Source organism: Acidobacteriota bacterium (assembly GCA_016208495.1).
In the GTDB taxonomy this organism is placed as follows: domain Bacteria; phylum Acidobacteriota; class Blastocatellia; order Chloracidobacteriales; family Chloracidobacteriaceae; genus JACQXX01.
This window is the reverse complement of record JACQXX010000083.1, coordinates 1-19,274: the sequence shown is the minus strand read 5'-3', so window position 1 is coordinate 19,274 and position 19,274 is coordinate 1. Positions and strand designations below refer to the sequence as shown.

Below are 19,274 nucleotides of genomic sequence, written 5' to 3'. Positions count from 1 at the left end.
CCTATGGCAGTCGAGACATTGTGCGTGCTTTTGAAAGGCACTCCCCGCATCATTGTTCAATTACTCAAAGAAAAAGGCCCGCTCACGGTTGAGGCGCTCGTGAAAGAAACAGGCTATCCGGAAAAGGAAGTCCGCAAGGTCATTCCGGAACTCGAAAAAATGAAGTTAGTCACCAAGGCTGACGGGGCGGCCTATCGGTACTGTTGCCTGAGCGAAATGCAGCAAATGCAAAAAGCACCGTTCAACAACGACTTAGGTCGCAAGGTACAGCAGTCAACCTGTACCGAATGCTGGAAAAAGTGGATTGGCCAGCAGACTGTCCTCATGAATCATTTCGGGCTGAATCCGATTGATCCACAGGCCCAAAAGTTTTTGTTTGGCGCCATGGATTCATTTTTCTTTGGCGATGGAACACCACCCATGATGGTTGACCTTTCGTTGCAGGGAACTATCAAGCACGAATAAGAGCTGAGAAAACCAGGGCTCAGGGCTTGGGGCTGAAGACTCGCAAGCTCGGAGCAAAGGAAGGGATGAGGGATGAAGGATGAGGGATGAAATAATACCATTTTGGAATGAACCTCTCTTGTTATGGGAAGGCTAAATTATTGAAAGAATTGTATTTCCCTCAGCCCTTAGCCCGATACCCTCAGCCCAAAATAGTATAAAACCAATGTCTTCAGCCCAATGTCTTCAGCCCGATGTTTTCAGCCCGACTTCTTCAGCCCCAAGCCCTCAGCCCGAGGATTTTTCAGCCCTGAGCCCTAGTGCACTCACTCATGACCAAAAAACCATTTCTTGCCCGCATCAGGCCAGTTCTGATTGGACTCGGCATTATCATTGCTTTGTGTGGAGGCTTCGCCTACTGGGTGTATTCCTCGTTAACAACACCCCTGACGCACGAGGCCGCGGACCGCATTATTGAAATTGAATCCGGTATGGGTACCCGAGGAATCCTGATTCGCCTCTGGCAGGAAGGGGTTATTTCAAGTCGGTTTCCATTGCTGGTGTATCTGACGCTCAATCGAAGTCAACGACCGCTCCAGGCTGGCGAATACCAGTTTGAATCACCGATTACGCCGCTCAGGGTGATTGAGAAGATCCAACGTGGGCAGGTTGTTACTCGGGAACTCACGATTCCTGAAGGCTTGAATATCTTTGAAGTTGAAGAGTTGCTCAAAAATCGTGACTCATCAACTCCTGTCAATGGCCCGGCGGTGGTCGCCGAATTACGCGATATTACCTTGATCCGGGATCTCGACCCGTCGGCTTCAAACCTGGAAGGGTATTTATTTCCAGATACTTACGTCTACGCAGGAAATACCACCAGCGCCCAGCTTGTGACCCGGATGGTACGCCGGTTTCGCGATGTATTCTCGCCACAGTTTCAGGCGCGTGCCAAAGAGCTTGGGATGTCGGTGCGTCAGGTGATGACACTGGCATCGCTGGTTGAGAAAGAAGGAAAAGTGGACGAGGACCGGGCGCTCATTTCCAGTGTCTTTCACAACCGGCTCAAACGCGGCATGAGACTGGATTGTGACCCAACATTTATGTATGCCGCGATGCTGGACGGAACCTGGGATGGAAATGTCAATAACCCTCAGCATCGGCGTTCGCTCTCGCCTTATAACACCTACCTGGCGCCGGGTTTGCCTCCCGGACCAATTGCCTCACCAGGGTTGAAATCAATCCAGGCCGCGCTCTATCCGGCTGAAAGTGAATATATTTACTTTGTTTTGAATGAAGGTGGGAAGCATCGTTTTTCCCGAAACGAAGCCGAACATGCGGCAGCGGTGGCTGAGTATCGACGACTTCAGGGAAGACGGTGACAAAGTGACCAAATGACAAGGTGACAAGGGGACTGGGTGACAAGGTGACATCTGACACAGTGCAGAGACTTTTTAGTTTTTTGTGTAAATGGCTAGACTGGATTTTTAGCTCGTTTTTAAGTTTAGATAAACTGTTTGTATTCAATATTTAGTGACTAAAGAAAGAGCCGATCACCTGGTTTTTCCAGGTTGAATTGACTGGTTACAGAAAAATTTGGACAGTCCTCAGTGACAGAATGATCTATTGTCACCTTGTCACCCAGTCACCTTGTCACCTTGTCACCCAGTCACCTTGTCACTTTGTCACTTTGTCACCTTGTCACTTTGTCACCTTGTCACCAGTCACTTCAGGCTGGGAATGTTCTTTTTGACCAGTTCCGCCGTTAACGTACCGCTGCTGGTGCGGAAACGAACTTTGAGTGGAAGCCGGTTTTTATCTTCTGAAATCCAGATGAGATACTCGCCTTTGCGGCGAATGAACTGGGCTTCGTGGGCTTTAATGGTCAGTTTGCGGGCAGTGTATTTTCCGGCTTCGACCGAGATTTTTTCACTTTTTCCAACCACAACGTCTACATTAAAGATTTTACCGTCGTCATAGAGGACCATTGGAATTGTCTGGCCTTCTTTGAACGGCTGCATTCGCAACATATACCAGAAAGACACCAGATCAGTGGTCCAGGGAACGCCTTCAATCGTTCGGACAGCCGGCTGGGCATTGGCCACGGATAAATCAGTTTCTAAAAACTGAACTTCGGGTTTTTCACGCTGAAACAAGGAAACCTGTTTTTTGTGTTTCTTGCCCTCATCAATGTCTTTTCGCATGTAAAGACTTGAAAAATCAGTGAGATCCACAATCGAAGTAAAGGTGTCGCGCACTTTGAGCCCAAACAGCGCGGGAATAAACCCTTTGGATTCGGCCAGGGCACGCAATCCGAATCGCGTTTCTTGCGCAGCGGACTTGCTGGCTGGAATTTGGGCAGGGTCTTCTTTTTTAACTTCATCGGTGAGGCTTTCGAGTGGAACCACATTCATGTTGAGCTGGCCGATGGTGCCATAGATGGGAAATCGGGAAAACTTAAATTCAAAGGTCAGGCTTTCGCCAACTTGAAACGGAAAAGGATGGGTGACAACTACCTGGTCAACTTTGGACCCACTGGTGGTTTTTGGTTTTGAGTGAACAACCGTTTCAATTGCCGCTTCAGTTGTGGCGACTTGCTGCCAGGCTGAGACGACGAGTGGAAGATCTGGCGCCGCCAGCAAGGTTGGTATAACCAGGAAAAAAAGAATGCACAAAAACTTCAGCCGATTTTTCATAAAATGAGGTCAATTGTTTGGGATATTGTGTATTAAATTGGTGCGTGTCAGCAGGCGTCTGATGATGCCCGAATCACAGAGGTTGCGACAAGCTCTGCCCGTAAGCTGATACCATTTGGCAATGAGGCACTCGTGTAAGAAAGCAGCCTGGTAGTTCAATCAAATAGGTTTAGCGAGCTATTGACTATTGACTACTGACTACTGACCACAAACTGGTATGATTTGCGGGCTATGATTGGATGCAATCCTCGCTGATACAACCTGTTGCTGCAAGCATTAGTCATAGCCGTATTCAAAATCCTGCAAATTCTCTTCAATCCTAAGGCTCAAAGCGGCGTCAAGTGGGCCGCCCTCCAAAGAAATGCTTATGAAACCATTGGCTGTTGTGTGTGGTGTGGTGTGGTTGTTTTTGGTCACGTTTTCGGTGGGGGCACAGACCCCGGCGCCAGCCCAGGGTTGGCCGCAATATCGCAAGGAAAACACGCTGGCGGCGCGGGTGGATCCGTTGCCAACTCCCCCACGTCCACCAGGGACGTTTTTCGCGATTAACACTGGTGGGTCCCCAGCCGCATCAACGGTTGGCGACCTGTCAGGAACCGGCACGGCTGACATTGTGATGATCCGCAATGGCCGGATTTCAGCCACCCGAAACGGTCAACTGATTTTTGATAACTTCTATGGAATGACGGATATCGCCACGATTACCGACCTCGATGGAGACGGACCGGCTGAGATCATTGGCTTTAGTACTATAACCCAGGACCTGATGATCATTCAGTCCGATGGTGGGATTCGCCGCAGCTTCCGGTTTCCGGAATTCACTCTGCTGGCGGCACCTTTTATTAAGGTTGCCGACCTGATTCCGACGCGACCAGGGAAGGAAATCGTGGTTTTTCCCGATCACACCGCGACCGAAGGCGATGCGATGGGATATTTTTTTGATTCCCAGCTCCAGACCTATGCCACGCCAGTTGTCAAAAACCTCAACGGAGGGCAACTCAACTCGCCACAACTGGCAATCGGGGATGTGGATACCAACGGGGTGCTGGATGTGGTGGTGGTTGGCCGTCCGTGGCTGCTCATTTACAACGTGGATGGAACGTTGCGTAGCCAGACCGAATTCCGCGAAGGTGACCCCGAAGGCCGCCACTATGGGTTGATGACCCTGGCCAATGTTGATGCTGACCCGAAAGACCTGGAAGTTGTGGTGATCGGTGACGAAATCCCGGTTTTGGCTGGAAATGGGAAACTGCAGGCAATTACAGTCTTTAAGTTAACCCCGACCCCAACCCGTTTGTGGGGTGGAACCTTTCCCAATGAAAACCCGCGCGCTTGTTTAAACAGCGTTGTTGATCTCAACGCCGATGGACGGGCCGAAATTGTGCTGAATGTTTGGGACAAAACCACCCAAAACATTCGCATTTACAATGGGACCGGGGATGCAAATGGAAATGCGGTGTTGCTGGTCCGGCTGGCCAACCATTATGTGTGGGACATTCGTGATATAAACGGTGATGGCGTTCCCGAACTCTATACCTCACAGGCCACCGAAGAATTCCCTTCGATGACGCTGGCTTCGGCACTTGAGGTGTATGCGTTTTCACTTATTGGGAACAGCGGTGTCCTTCAGCTTTATGGAAAAACACTCACTCAGTCACAGTATTTGCTGCGTAGTGTGTCCATTCCGGATTTGCCGCTGATTGGGGCCTCAAATGAAACCCGAATCGGTCTGCTGGTACCAAATCGGGCACCGCTCTTCTTTTCTTATTTTCAGCAAAAGCGAAACGGGAAAGTCCGGCTCACGACAGCCACGCCGACGTTGGAAGGAATTACCGTTGATTTATCACTGGTTCGGTCAGGCAATGTTCGAACCATCTGGCGTGATCCGGTGACTGGCGCGCTCAAATTTCTGGTGGCTGAAGAAGTCAACGGTGCATTGACCGGCAAAGTCGGGTTTTATGAACCCCAGAGCCGCCGCAAAGCTCTGCCGGCGACTTCATCATTTGTGGCAGCACCCGCGTCTCAACTTGAATCACGGGTAGCGGATCTGGATGGCGACGGAATCAATGAAATCCTGTTGCGGTTACCTTCACGGCGGATCGGGGTGTTTAGTTGTGATCCGTTGACCGGGACCACGCAAAGCCTGACAATGTTTGAAGGTACTTCGATCCCGGTAATCAATGACCTCGACATCCCCGCGACCACCGGCAATCGTCCGGAAATCCTGGTGACACGCAATGATGCCGGGCGACTGCGAATCAGTGTCCTGGAATCGAGCGGGACGTTTACGGGTGGAACCTTTGCCCTGCGTGAGCGGTGGGGAATCACATTTCCAGAATACCCATCAGACACGGCACTCACCATGGTCACTGGGAAGTTCCTCGGGGCAGCGCAGGCCGCTGGTGTTTTTATCAGCATTTCACGAACCGGCAGCTTGCTGCTCAGCGGAGCCCAGGGCAACACCATCTGGCGTACCAACGAAGCCTTTTTCTTCAGCAATGCGGTGAGCGTTCGCGACTATGATGGTGACGGAGACGATGACATTTATATCGTTTCGAATGACAAATACAGCATTCGCGATGGTGCCACGGGCAAAGCGCTGTTTGGTCCGGTTGATGCCCGGACATTGAAAGGTGATTTGTATTCATCTGCTCTTTTGCTGCCGGCAAGTGAGGTATTGCTGGCTGGTCCGGCGCGTGTGGTTCGACTGGCGAAAGACAACAAACGCGTCTGGGATTTTGCCAAAATCATTGGAACCGAAGCCGTCATGCGGATCAATCGGGCGGCCTTGCCCGGTGTGGCACCCGCCGGGTTTGGTTCGGCGGATGTCTTTATCGGTGCCAATTATGGCCCTGAAGGCACATTTTCGATCTATCGAATGAGCGATGGTTTTCTGGTCAAGCGCACTGGCTGGTGGACCAGCACCGACATCGTGACCGTGCTTGGCTCACGTGAAAGCGACCCAACCGAGGGCCTCAACTGGTTTGTTTTTGGTACGGCGGATGGGCAGATGGTGGCCGTTCGAGCTGACACCGGCGATACCGTCTGGCAGCTACCGCTTGGCGCCTTTGCCACTTCACCCATTATTGCTCAGGTTGGCGCTTCGAAAACGCTGTGTCTGATTTTTTCAACTGGTGACGGCCAGTTGCGGGTTTATCCGCTGTAAATGAAGAATGAAGAAACCATTTAGTGGTTAGTGGTTAGTGGTTAGTACAAGTCCCCATAAATAAGGGGTGGAAATTCGGTTACTCTGAATTGGCTTTCGCCCGGATGGGCGCCGGACAATAGCCGGTGGTTTGCCGCTTTGGGCACACCACCGGAGCTTCGGTCCGCAGTGGTTCGCGCCCGGATGGGCGCTGAAAGCTGGTTCGGGTCCCGGTTTTCGTCGAATTTTCGGCTTCTGGCTCACGACTCCTGTTCCAGCGCCCATCCGGGCGCGAACCCGTGATGGCGGCTCTGTCCGGTGGCCGCGTGTCCAAAGCGACACTGGCCACCGGCTATTTTCCAGCGCCCATCCGGGCGAAAACCAATGGTTCTCCCAGCGAGTGGTTGAATTTCATTCCTCTTTTATGGGGACTTGTACTTAGTGCTTAGAAATCAATACTTTCAAAGAACCCCAAGAACTAACCACTAACCACTAACCACTAATCACTAACCACATTCTTCATTCCTGGTTCTGCCTTCTCTGGTTTGACACGACAGTGTCGGGTCGTTAGAGTGCCAAGACAGTTCACGTCTGAACGAATCTTTTGTCCCACCTCATTGCAAGTCACTGTTTTCCCGAAAAATTGAAACTGCACGTGTGAAGTTGTGCCAGGAGCTGACGGATGGATCTTCTGCGGCAAGCACGTCTCACAACCTGGGTGTTGATTATGAGCTTTGGCGTGTTTGGAATCGCCTGCCAATCAGCTCGCCCAGTTGAAGTCAAGTCGGCTGAAGGACGGTTTTCCGTGTGGTTCCCGCCAGGATTTCAACCTCCGAAATATGAAATGAAGGCTTTAACGGAAGACGGTCAACCTCTGCCGTTGCATACGGTTGCAGTTGAATCGCAGGAAAGTGTGTGCCTGGTGGCCTACAGCGATTATCCTCCCCAGCTCTTTGACCTGATGGATCCGCAATCGGTGATGGAAAGCGTGCTCAATGGCGCGATTGGACAACTCGACGGCGTGGTGGAACGACAGGAAGCACTGGTCATTCAGGGGTTTCCGGCGTCTTCGGTGCTCTTTTCCGCAACCAAAGCCGGCCAAAAGATCTATGGCCGCTATGTCTATATTGTTGCCAGACCCCGGCTCTATCAGATTGCCTGTGTTTCAGGAAATCGGGCGGAAATTGAAAAACCAGCGATTAACCAGTTTTTCCAGTCATTTAAGCCTCAGCCGTAGGCGCAATTCGTTATTCTTCCGGCATTTGAAAACCAACATATCATCTGGATTATTCAACCAAGCTGGCAGACCAATTCACAATTCTATTGAATTTCAAGAATCATTTTTCAGATGCTGGATATCTTCATCATCGGCATCTCGCGTACGCGCACTTCCACCGAAATCAACGATCACAAAACCCTGCACTGGATAGGGTTTTTCCGCATACGTTTCATCAAACCTGAGCCTTACCCGTGCCCACACCCCACTCGTTATGGGGTGGGTGATTTGCTATTGAGCTTTTTCGATAGGTTTGCTTAATCTGATAATTTATTTGAAATCAATATTTTATAGTTTGAGCGATCTATTGGGAAGAAATTAAGGGGATTAAATAAGGGTGTGTTCTATGAAGAAAAGGAACAATTTTATTGCGTTATCGGTGTTTATAGCGCTACTTGCTGTCGCCGCAGGTAGTCGTTTTTCTGTAACCGCCAACTCTACGGCAACCCAACCTGTCTGGCAGAAATCACGTCAGGTTGCTGTTTCGCTCCCCCAATATGCTGCACTTGATCTGGAAGCTGCTTCAGACATTGCCACCGTCGCAGCCCAACCTTCCGCCGTGAAGTATGCCGACGTTGACGGGGATGGAGTGTGGGATTTGATCTCATTGAAAGATGGAAGCTTACAGCTTCGACGTGGTCAGGGAGTCGCCGAGTTTGGTCTTCCTGAACTGCTGGAAACGGGTTCTGCTGCCACCGCGCTGGCGGTTGCAGATGTCAATGGTGACGGGTATTCGGAACTGCTGGCCCTCAGCGCCAGCAATGCCACAGTCACCGTCTGGGGGCAGGTTGACCAGAGTCAGACTGTCCGTGGTGAAGCCAATCTGTCACCGCTTTCCATCCTGGCCATCCAGCCGGTTTTACCTGATGCCACCGGTCTGGCCGTGGCCGATGTCAACCAGGATGAGATCCAGGATGTGGTTGTCAGTGCTGCCCAGGGAATTGTCCTGTGCTCAGGCACACGTGACGGACTGGCTGCCGGACAACATAGTGCCGCGCCTGCCGGTGCCACAGTGCAATTTCTTGCGGCGTCACCCGCATCGGCAAAGGTCTGGACGGTTGACACGGCTTCCCAGCAATTATTGACCTGGGAATGGCAGGGCGGCCAGATGGTCGTTACCTCGACGTTTCCAATGAATGTTTCAGTCTCAGCCCTCACTGTGGCTGATCTGAACCTGGATCATCATCTGGATGTGCTGGCTGCCACCTCTGATGGCGCCCTGGCTGTCCTGATGGGCATCAACCAGGGTGGCTTTGGCGGCATTCAGTTATTTCCAGCCGTGGCCGGAAGTACTCACCTCGAAGTTGCTCAGATGAATGTTGATGGGACACTTGATGTGGTGATGAATGACAGCACCGGGCAACTGGTCGTGCTCGCTGGTACAGGTGACGGCGGGTTTGGTCAACCACAAGGGTTGCCAGCCAGCGGTGCCACTGCCTGGGAAACCGGTCGAATGAATCTGGATGCAATGGCCGATGTGATCAGCCTTGAGTCGGGCGCCACTCGAACCTTTGTGACCCAGCAAACCGCCCGCACCGTGACCACAACCCAGGATAACGGCGACAATGAATCCCCCACGGCTGGTTCGCTTCGCGCCGCGTTGCTGGCTGCCCAGGCGGGTGATTCAATTGTGTTTGCGATTCCTGGCGCTCAGGTGACCGGCAATATTTTCATTATCAAACCGCCCGCCAGTGCGCCGCTTCCGCCACTTGATAAAAATGGCATTACCATCAATGGCGACTCACAAGCGGCTACATCAAACACCAATCCAAACGGCCCAGAAATTTTTATTGATGCCAGCAATGCCGGCGTGGCAACCGGGCTCCGGATTATTTCAGCCGGAAACAACGTGGTCCACAATCTGGGCATTGTTGGGGCATCATCAGTTGGGATTGAAATTAGTGGCGCTGGGGCCACCAACAACCGGATCGAGTCCTGCTATATCGGCACCAATGCCGATGCGACTGACGACAACCCGAACGATCTGGGGATTGCGATCCGGAGCACGGCGGCTGTCAATACCATCGGTGGAAGCACGGCGGCTGTCCGAAACATCATTTCCGGAAACAATGACGGCGGGATCCTGATCGAAGGGATCGGCACGACCAATAACATCATTCGCAACAACCTGATTGGACTGAATCGAACCGCGACTGCCGCCGTTGGAAATGGTGGCAACGGAATTACCATTCGCACCGGTGCTTCAAATAACGTCATCGGCGGAACTGGAATCTCGGATGGAAACCTGATCGGTGGCAATACTGGTGCCAACAGCACCGGTATCACGCTGGATGGATCAATCTCCAACACGATTCAGGGAAACTTGATTGGCACCAACGCCAGCCGGGCCGACCTGGGGAATGGCGGAGACGGTATCCGAATCATCAATGATTCGTCGCTCAACCTGGTTGGTGGAACGGCTGACAATGCCGCCAATGGCATTGCGTTTAATGGTGGTAATGGGGTGACGATTGGGATCAACCTGCAGGACACCGGCACCGTTCGCAATAGCCTTCGACGAAATTCAATTTATGCCAACGATAAACTGGGGATTGATTTGGCCAACAACGGAGCGACGAATGCCACCGGCAGCGGGCCCAATGCTCTCCAACCGCGTCCGAAGATCAACAGTGTCACTGTCAATGGCAGCAACATTGTGATTGTCGGAAAGCTGGATGGAACCACTCCAAACACGGCGATTGTTGAACTGTTTGCCAACATTGCCGCAAGCACCCAGCCAGCGAGCCAGCCAACCCAACTGTATCTGGATTCAGTGACGCCTGAAACCGACGGCGATTTCTCAAAGACGGTCCCGGCGCCATCTGGAAGCTTTACCATCACGGGCACCTCGACTGATGCCCAGGGGAATACTTCTGAATTTGGGGATGCGGCGACGGTCACGGCCCTGCCGGATCTGATTGTTCAAACTCCGAATGTCACGCCAACTTCAGTTGTGGCTGGGGGTACCGTCACCGTAACGTTCACGGTTCGCAACCAGGGGAGTGCGCCGACGTCGGTGACCAGCACTGCAACCATCGTGTTGTCCAATGACAACACGGTTGATGCCGAAGACCAGGTTCTGGCCACCGTTTCGACGCAACCGCTGGCAGCGGCAGGATCGGTCAATTTGACCGCCAATAATGTCACCATTCCGGCTTCGGCGACACCTGGGGCCAGATTCATCGGGATTCGGGCTGATTCTGGAAATGCAATTACCGAGTCGAATGAAAACAACAACACCGCCACCGATAACCTGACAATTGCGGCACCGCAACCCGATCTGGTGGTTGGGGCGCTGACCTTGTCGGCTTCAGCCACACCTCCGGGCGGTAGTCTGACGGTGAATGTGACGGTGAGCAATGCTGGTTCCGGCAATGCCGGAGCATCAATTACACGCATTGTCCTTTCAACAGATGCTGTCATTGGAACTGGCGACACCGTTTTGATGAGTATCAACACTGGTTCCATCGCTGGTGGATCGGCATTGCCGTTAACAGCCAATGTCACGATTGCCGCCAATGTCCCACCCGGAAATTACTTTATCGGGGCACTGGTGGATGCCACCAATGCGGTTGATGAATCGGCGGAAGACAACAACACGGCGACCCAGGCATTTTCAGTTTCTGGATTGCCAGACCTGGTTGTGACCAGCCTGGAAGTCTCACCGACCCAGGTCATTCCTGGCAACAACGTGACGCTCACGTTCATAATTCGCAATCAGGGCGGGACCACGGCTGACGGTGCAACCCACGATGTGGTGCTGTCAAATGACGAAGTCATCCGCAACGGCGAAGACGTCTTTCTCATCAGCCGACCAACCGGGTCGCTGACACCAGGTGCCACGGCAACCATTACTGTGACGATTCCAATTCCAACCAATGCCACAGTTGGGAACAAATTTATTGGTGTGATTGCCGACGCCACCAATACGGTGACTGAAGCGGTTGAAACCAATAACACGCGATCCACCGCGATTGTTGTGGTTGACACCATTGTGCCAGTTGTCAAAATCATATCGCCCAACGGTGGCGAAGCGATTGCCTCTGGTCGTCCATTTGAGCGACCAATCGAGTGGACTGCCACCGATAATGACCGCATTACCGCGCAGGAACTCCGGCTCTCAACCGACGGCGGAGTGAGCTACTCAACACTGATTATGACGGGCATCCCGGCTGATTCACGAAGCTTGATCTGGAATGTACCCGGTGGACTGAATACCACCAGCGCCAGGGTGCAGATTATTGTGACGGATGCTTCAGGAAACATTGCCCGCGCCAACAGCGACGCTAATTTCCTGATTGCTCCACCGCCAGTCATCCAGCCCGGCGTAAAACTTGGACGCACTGGAAAAATCGTTTTTGTGGCCGCCAATTCCAACATTCAAGCTGGGGCCAAACTCCGCATCACGGTTGGTTCGGTGACTGAAACATTTGATATTACCAACAACACCGTCAACGGGAAGATTTTGGTGAAAGCCAGTGCCCGCAGTACACCGGGCAACCGGACGCCAAAAGAATTTCTGCCAAGCGGTACCACGTCAACCTGGGTTGTGGTCAATCCGAACGGAGTCACCTCAGCCCCATTTCAGTTTATCGTTCCATAGCACCATAACCTGAGTGAACGCACCCAGGAAAAATCCCGAAACGGGTGCGATTTCACGCGTCACAACCTACCAAAAGCAAATACCTGGATTGAGTGAACTCAATCCAGGTATTTTTTGTCTCAAGTGCTTCTCAAGATTCTCAAGAAACAGAGCCCGTACGTGTCAAAACCTCTCAATTTTGAGGAAAATGATCTTTTATTGAGGTTTTTTTCAGAAAAAGAGTGCTATTGGTATCCAATCTCGAGTTTACAGCTTTCGATTTACTTCCTTCCTCATTTCTTCAAATCTAAGCAACTGCAAGATTACAGACTGGTTATTCAACAAATCGAACGAATTGGTGAGGTATCGCGGCTGATTCAGGATTATGTGCCGCACTCAGGTGATGTTGAAAATAGAAACTCCGCCGGTTTTCAATCAAACCACTGAACCAAGAGGGTTTGAGGGGTGATTGAATTTTCATCGTTCATCCATTCCCGCTCACCGTTCATTTCAAAAGTTGCCCTATATTCGCCCTTCCAACCTTAATTGAAACAACATGATAGGCAGGTTCTGGTATTCCCGGAAGCTCAGGCTCAGCCCTGGCAATAGCCTGCATTGGAAAGCAAGATTATGCGCCATTGCGATTCGTCGCAAATTCGACGTGGAGAACTGCTGTATGCCAAAAGGGTACTGGTGGTGATGATGTGGCTGCTGACAACCGTGGCTGGCATTCACGCAATCGGAACTCGTGCCCCTAATCCGGTGACCACGCGTAACCGACGAGCGACATTGTTACCGACACTTGATGCGCTCAAAGCTACCTTTTTCGATCAGGCCAAGGGCTTTACCACCCTGTACTATCAGGTTGCGGTCAAAACCCGTACGGTGCCAGAACCCTGGGGGGAACCTCCATCCTTTGAAATCACCATTCGACCACACTTCTGGCACAACTGGTGGTTTCAGCTACTGACTGGACTTCTGATTCTTTCCACGGTGTATGCCCTGTACACCTGGCGCATCCAGGCCCTGGATGCACGGCAACAACAAAAACTGAGGCATCTCAAGCAGTTACAGAACCAGCGCCTGATTACGATGCGGCAGTTACTGGGGAGCATTCAGGTGATCAATTCACAACTGGACATCACGGCTGTTTTGCAAAACATCGCCGAAGAAAGTGCCCGGCTGGTGGACGGCAAGCCAGGCGGCATTGGGCTGGTTCAAGGAAATCGGGTGGTTTTTCAACGCCAGTGGCTCAATGACGGATGGCAACCTGGCAACGTTTCTTTCGAGTTTGGGGAGGGAACGCCGGGGAAAGTCGCCAAATCCGCCACCGCGATAATTGTCAACAACCCGGAGGATGAGCCCATTAGTTTTGCTCCGGAACAGGCTCGAAAAAGCGCACCCCAGGGATGGATGGATGTGCCAATCCTGACCCGGTCAGGTGAAGTAACCGCAGTGCTGAATATCCGTCATCGCCCTGGGCGACCTCCCTTTACCGGTGAAGACATCAGCCTGATCGAGTTACTGGCTGGTCAGGCGGCGGTGGCGATTGAAAACGCCAGTTTATATGGTGAGGTGGAAGAAAAGAATTTGATGATTGCCGAATCGTTCCGCGAATTGGAGCGGCTCTATCAACAGGAACAGGAGGTCTCGCGTGCGCTGAAGGAACTCAACCAGATGAAGACCAACTTCATCGTGGTCACCTCACACGAAATGCGGACGCCGCTGACCGTGATTCGCGGTTACACGGAGGCATTGTTGAGTGAATTTTTCGGCGAATTAAACCCGGTTCAACACCACTCGCTTTCAGTGACCCAACGCACGGTTGACCGGATGATTGATAACTTTAATAACATCCTGGAGATGCTCAAGATCAATGAGGGGAAGTTCACACTCTGCCCAGAACCAACGTCTCTGAAAGAGTTGATCCAGGAAGTCCAGGAAGAACTGGGTCCCTTTGTCGAGAAACGGAAACAAACGGTGACAGTCCTTGGAGCTGATTTTGTGGCCAGTGTGGATCGTCAGAAATTTGGCCTGGTGTTGCTCAATGTGGTGCAGAATGCCATCAAGTTCACGCCGGACTACGGCACCATTCAAATTTCTTTGGAGTGTGAGGAAAAATCAATTCACGTTCAGATTAGAGATACCGGGATTGGCATTGAAGCGAATGAATTAGATCGGATTTTCGACCGGTTTTACACCACCTCTGATCCTTCCACACACCGTTCTGGATACTATGAATTTTCAACTCGCGGATCGGGATTGGGCCTCGCGATTGCCAAAAGCTACGTTATCGCGCACGGTGGGCGAATTTGGGCCAGTTCTGACGGCAAAGATAAAGGATGCACCCTCCATCTGGTTATCCCGACCGAACCCAAATTGAACCCAATCCCCGCAGGAGCCAATCAGTGCCGGGCGGAAGATGCCTGAGAGTCTATCCTAAAACTCAGGCATCGAATTGATTGAGAGCCCAGGAAACGCCTCGGGTGAAACACCATAGTCGCCAAGATAAGGGTTCCAGACCTGCGGAGTCGTCGTCGGGGATAGCCGTGGTGCGAAGCCCACAGTCTCGGTCAGATCGAACCCAGCGTCTCACCATCACATCATTCAAAAACAACGGAAAGACCGATTCTTCCTTATCCTGGGCTTATGCGGCTCATAACCTGTGTGTCCAATTTAGGACGTGAGTTCTGATCTTGGCACATATGGCTCTTGTGCCCCTGTGTCTCCCTGTCGGTTGTCCCGGTATTTCCGTCTCTCCCTCCCCACCTTGTCCCCTTGTCATTTTGTCATTCAGTCACCTTGCATCTTGCACGTTTCATCGGGCCGTGGGATACTGGTTGGCTACAACTCATAAGAACAATAAAGCAGTCTAGGGCGCTCATTCCTCATCAACGCTCTCAACCACAATCCAAACAACACCATACGCAGGCTTGCGTGATCAGCAACCAAATCCCGGTCCCGGCAGCCGCCTGCGTTTCAAGGTAAGATCATGCGCCACCGTAATTCGTCGCTGTTGGGACGAAATTGGAAAGTTCTGTGCGCAAATTGGGTATTGACAGCCGTTTGCTGGCTGTTTCTGACAGTTGGCGGGCAGGGGCAGGTGTATCGGTTTAAAACCTACACTTCCAGTGCCGGTCTGCCCAGTAATGCCATTTATCACCTGTATCAGGATCAGAAAGGATATCTCTGGTTTTCAACCGGGAGTGGTGCCTGTCGGTACGATGGGGTGAACTACGTGGTGAAAAGTGTTGAGCATGGACTGGCTGACCCAAGCATTCGGTCGGTTTTTGAGGACCATCAGGGGCGTCGGTGGGTTGCAACCCAGGGCGGGGTGAATTGCATTGCCGGGGATACCACCCGGACGTTTCGTGCGGAGTCTGGCCTTGGCAGCAATGAAACCTACGCCGGGCTCTGTGCACGTGACGGAACCGTCTGGATTGCCACCGCCACGGGCATCAGTCGGTTTGACGGTCAGCGCTTTCTTTCCTATGGGGCTGGGAAGCTGCCACCAGGCCGGGTATGGACACTGCTCGAAGACCGTGCCGGAGTCCTCTGGATCGGCATTCGCGGCGGTGGGTTTGTCAGAGCTGAACGTTTTGTGGACCGTGCGTATCCAGATGATTTGACCTTTACTGCCTGGGGTCGTGAACAGGGCTTGCCAGATGCCAATGTCTTTGATTTTGCCGAAGACCCCAATCAAGGAATGTGGATTGCAACCAGTGGCGGGTTGTGTTTTTTTGATGGATTGAAGATCAAGATATATTCAACTGAACACGGACTTTCGAGCCCATTGGTCAGTAGCGTGATTGTTGACCGCCACGGACGCGTCTGGTGCGGGACATTTGGCGGTGGATTGTCGCGGCTGGAAAATGACCGGTTTATCAACTTTAATGATATCAATGGGTTGCCAAGCAATTACCTGACGACACTCCTGGAAGACACAGAAGGAAATCTCTGGTGCGGAACACTGCTCAACGGGGTTTTTCGGTTCAGTAGCGAGTTATTTGCCAGCTATAACACCTCTGGTTTGACCCGTGGCATGGTGACCGGGGTTGGCGAAGCCTCGGATGGAACGTTGTGGGTTGCCTCAATGACCACCGGGCTGTCATCGCTCGGTCCATCTGGGGAAATGCGCCGCTATACAAGCAAAGATGGCATTTTGGAAGAAAACAACTTGTGGTGTCTTCTGGTTGACCATCGAAATCGAGTGTGGGTTGGCGGATACCAGGGAGTTTCCTGTTTTGACGGCCAGCGGTTTGTCCAGTTTCCGCGCGAAAAGATGGGGGCTCAAGATCGAATTACCGCGATTGCCGAAGATCGCCAGGGTCATATCTGGTTTGGTTCAGCCACCAGCACCAGCAATGGCGTGGTGCGCTATGACGGGCAAACCTTTCAACGATTTACTGACCAGGATGGACTCAGCAGCAATCAGGTCTCGGGGATTCGGCTTGATCAGAAAGGAGATGTCTGGTTTTGTACCGAAAATGGATTGACCCGCTATGACGGACAGCGGTTTCAGACGTTTACCCAAAAAGATGGGCTTCCTTCACGCCGTGTCAGGACCCTCTACCAGGATCAAGACGGTACATACTGGGTTGGGACCACCGATGGTCTATGCCGGTTCGACGGGACGCGGGTGACTCAGATCTTCAAGGAAAAAGAAGGCTTACCGGGGAGTCTGATTCGGACCATCCAGCGTTTTGACAAAAACCTGTGGATTGGAACCCAGCGGGGCATTGCCGAATTTGATGGACAGCACGTGGTACGGGTGTACTCGGTTCGGGATGGGTTGGTCAATGATGAAATTGTCAATAATGCCTGTCTCCAGCGACGGGATGGCAGTGTCTGGTTTGGCACGACCGAAGGCGTCGTTCGATATCGAGTTGCGCGGGAAATTGCGCGCCCGATGCCTCCCAAAGTTCACCTGACCGGGATTCGCGTGACGGGCGCGGGTGCCCCCAATCTGGTGGCGCCAGGTGAAGAACAATCACCACCACTCCCAACTCTTGATTATGACCAGAATAGTCTGACGTTTGAATTTCTGGGCCTGACCTTTCTTGATGAAACGGCGGTTCGGTACACGTATCGGCTTGAACCATTTGACCAGGAGTGGTCGGCGCCAGGTTCAGAGCGCACCGCCCGGTTTACCAATCTGCCGCCTGGCCGCTATCGCTTTGCGATTAAAGCCTGTTCGGTCCAGGAAACCTGGAGCGACCCACAGTATTTCGAAATCACCATTCGCCCTCCTTTCTGGCAAACCTGGTGGTTTCGTGCCCTGAGTGCGATTGTGTTCATCGCCCTGGTTTCGGCGCTCTATACCTGGCGAATTCATACCCTCAATCAGCGGCAACAACAGAAACTTGAGCATTTGCGGCAATTGCAGGAACAGCGAATGATGGTCATGCGGCAATTGCTCGAAAGCATCCAGGTGATCAATTCACAACTGGAAACCACGGCTGTACTGCAAAATATCGCTGAAGAAAGCGCGCGGCTGGTGGATGGCAAACCCGGCGGCATTGGACTGGTTCAGGATGATCGGGTGGTGTTTAAACGGCAGTGGGTCAATGGAAGCTGGCAGGCGGGTGATGTTTCCTTCCAATTTGGGGAAGGAACTCCGGGAAAAGTCGCCAGGTCAGCCAAAGCAATTATTGTTAACAACCCGGATGATGAGCCTGTCAGTTTTGTTCCTGAGCAAGCCCGAAAAAGCGCATCTGACGGATGGATGGATGTGCCGATTCTGACCCGAACCGGTGAAGTCGCGGCGGTTCTGGATATTCGTCACCGACCAGGGCGACCTCCGTTTACCAACGAAGACATCAACCTGATTGAATCGCTGGCGAGTCAGGCCGCCGTGGCGATTGAAAATGCCAGTTTGTATGGCGAACTGGAAGAAAAGAATTTGATGATTGCCGAATCGTTTCGCGAATTGGAACGCCTCTATCAACAGGAGCAGGAAGTTTCGCGCACGCTACAGGAACTCAACCAGATGAAGACCAACTTCATCGTGGTTACTTCGCACGAAATGCGGACACCATTGACGGTCATTCGCGGCTATAACGAAGCGCTCCTGGGTGAATTTTTTGGTGAATTAAATCCGATGCAGCACAAATCGCTTTCGGTCACCCAGCGGATGATTGACCGGATGGTCAATAGTTTCAATGACATCCTGGAAATGCTCAAGATCAACGAAGGCCAGTTTACGCTCAAGCGAGAGCCCGCCAATATCAAGGACCTGGTTCAGGCGGTTTTGGAAGAACTCCAGCCCTTTGTTGAAAAACGAAAGCAAACACTGACAATTGTCGGGCCGGATGTAATGGCGACGGTTGATCGGGAAAAATTTGGCCTGGTTTTACTCAATGTGGTGCAAAACGCCATCAAATTCACCCAGGACACCGGCACGATTCAAATTTCGCTGGAGCGTGAAGGGGAGTCAGCCCACATTCGGGTGACTGATTCCGGGATCGGGATTGACGCCAGCGAGTTAGAGCGCATCTTCGACAAGTTTTACACGACGCCGGATCCTTCGACGCATAGTTCCGGGCGGTATGAGTTTTCAGCTCGCGGCACGGGGCTCGGGCTGGCAATTGCCAAAAGTTATGTTGACGCCCACGGCGGTCAGATTTGGGCCGAATCCAAAGGAAAAGGTGAAGGCAGTACCTTGCACGTGGTGATTCCATCGGCGCCGGTCAATGTGGCATCGAGTACTGGTGCACAGCCTCAAATCGTTGGTTCAGTGCCGCCCGCATAAGGAGTTGCCTCTGGAGTGCGGCGGCTTGACGCCGCTTTTCTGGTCAGTATCACCCAGATAAGGAATTGTACCCGACATGATCAACTGGCATCGGTTGTTTGGGATAGCGTTGATGGATTTCTTCCGAGGGTCGCCATATGAGGTGGAGTTGGAAAAAGACCTGTCGGTGAAGCGGCAACTGCTCGATATTGTGATCATTCGGCGGGGTGATGGGCAGTGGGAGCAGCCATTGCCTGATGGTTTAGAGAATCTGGCGGATCATAACCTGGTGAGTTACAAGTCGTTACAAGAACCATTCGACGATTGGACGCTCAAGGAATTGACCGGGTATTATGTCAATTACCGCAAGCAGATAAGTCCATCACTCAACGATTTATTGC

The 19,274-nt window shown here is 52.1% G+C and carries 10 protein-coding genes; 8 read left to right on the top strand and 2 right to left on the bottom strand.

Annotated features, from left to right (window positions below):
- Nucleotides 1-3 precede the first annotated feature (3 nt).
- Together HY774_16685 and mltG are read left to right on the top strand one after the other, a co-directional pair.
- Nucleotides 4-465, top strand: a complete 462-nt coding sequence (locus HY774_16685) for a Fe(2+)-trafficking protein (protein MBI4750124.1) — start codon at nt 4-6, stop codon at nt 463-465.
- Nucleotides 466-776: 311 nt separating this feature from the next.
- The gene (gene mltG / locus HY774_16680) at nt 777-1,826 is read left to right on the top strand and encodes an endolytic transglycosylase MltG (protein ID MBI4750123.1); all 1,050 of its coding nucleotides are present in this window, start codon (nt 777-779) and stop codon (nt 1,824-1,826) included.
- Between the two features lie 342 nt (nt 1,827-2,168).
- On the opposite strand, the gene HY774_16675 is transcribed toward mltG, so the two are convergent.
- On the bottom strand, nt 2,169-3,140 hold the full coding sequence (locus HY774_16675; protein ID MBI4750122.1) for a DUF3108 domain-containing protein: 972 nt from the start codon (nt 3,138-3,140) through the stop codon (nt 2,169-2,171).
- A 367-nt stretch (nt 3,141-3,507) separates the two neighbouring features.
- On the opposite strand from HY774_16675, the gene HY774_16670 reads away from it, so the two are divergent.
- A complete protein-coding gene (locus HY774_16670; protein ID MBI4750121.1) occupies nt 3,508-6,306 on the top strand; it encodes a hypothetical protein in 2,799 nt (932 codons plus the stop codon).
- Between the two features lie 79 nt (nt 6,307-6,385).
- On the opposite strand, the gene HY774_16665 is transcribed toward HY774_16670, so the two are convergent.
- Nucleotides 6,386-6,634: a hypothetical protein gene (locus HY774_16665; protein MBI4750120.1), complete on the bottom strand. Its 249-nt coding sequence runs from the start codon at nt 6,632-6,634 to the stop codon at nt 6,386-6,388.
- A gap of 333 nt (nt 6,635-6,967) precedes the next feature.
- On the opposite strand from HY774_16665, the gene HY774_16660 reads away from it, so the two are divergent.
- The 5 genes from HY774_16660 to HY774_16640 all read left to right on the top strand — a co-directional run.
- On the top strand, nt 6,968-7,522 hold the full coding sequence (locus HY774_16660; protein ID MBI4750119.1) for a hypothetical protein: 555 nt from the start codon (nt 6,968-6,970) through the stop codon (nt 7,520-7,522).
- Between the two features lie 385 nt (nt 7,523-7,907).
- The gene (locus HY774_16655; protein MBI4750118.1) at nt 7,908-12,164 is read left to right on the top strand and encodes a VCBS repeat-containing protein; all 4,257 of its coding nucleotides are present in this window, start codon (nt 7,908-7,910) and stop codon (nt 12,162-12,164) included.
- Nucleotides 12,165-12,773: 609 nt separating this feature from the next.
- The gene (locus tag HY774_16650; GenBank protein MBI4750117.1) at nt 12,774-14,573 is read left to right on the top strand and encodes a GAF domain-containing sensor histidine kinase; all 1,800 of its coding nucleotides are present in this window, start codon (nt 12,774-12,776) and stop codon (nt 14,571-14,573) included.
- A gap of 562 nt (nt 14,574-15,135) precedes the next feature.
- Nucleotides 15,136-18,894, top strand: a complete 3,759-nt coding sequence (locus tag HY774_16645; GenBank protein MBI4750116.1) for a GAF domain-containing protein — start codon at nt 15,136-15,138, stop codon at nt 18,892-18,894.
- 76 nt (nt 18,895-18,970) lie between these two features.
- A partial coding sequence (locus tag HY774_16640) for a hypothetical protein (protein MBI4750115.1) occupies nt 18,971-19,274 on the top strand: 304 nt, incomplete at its 3' end.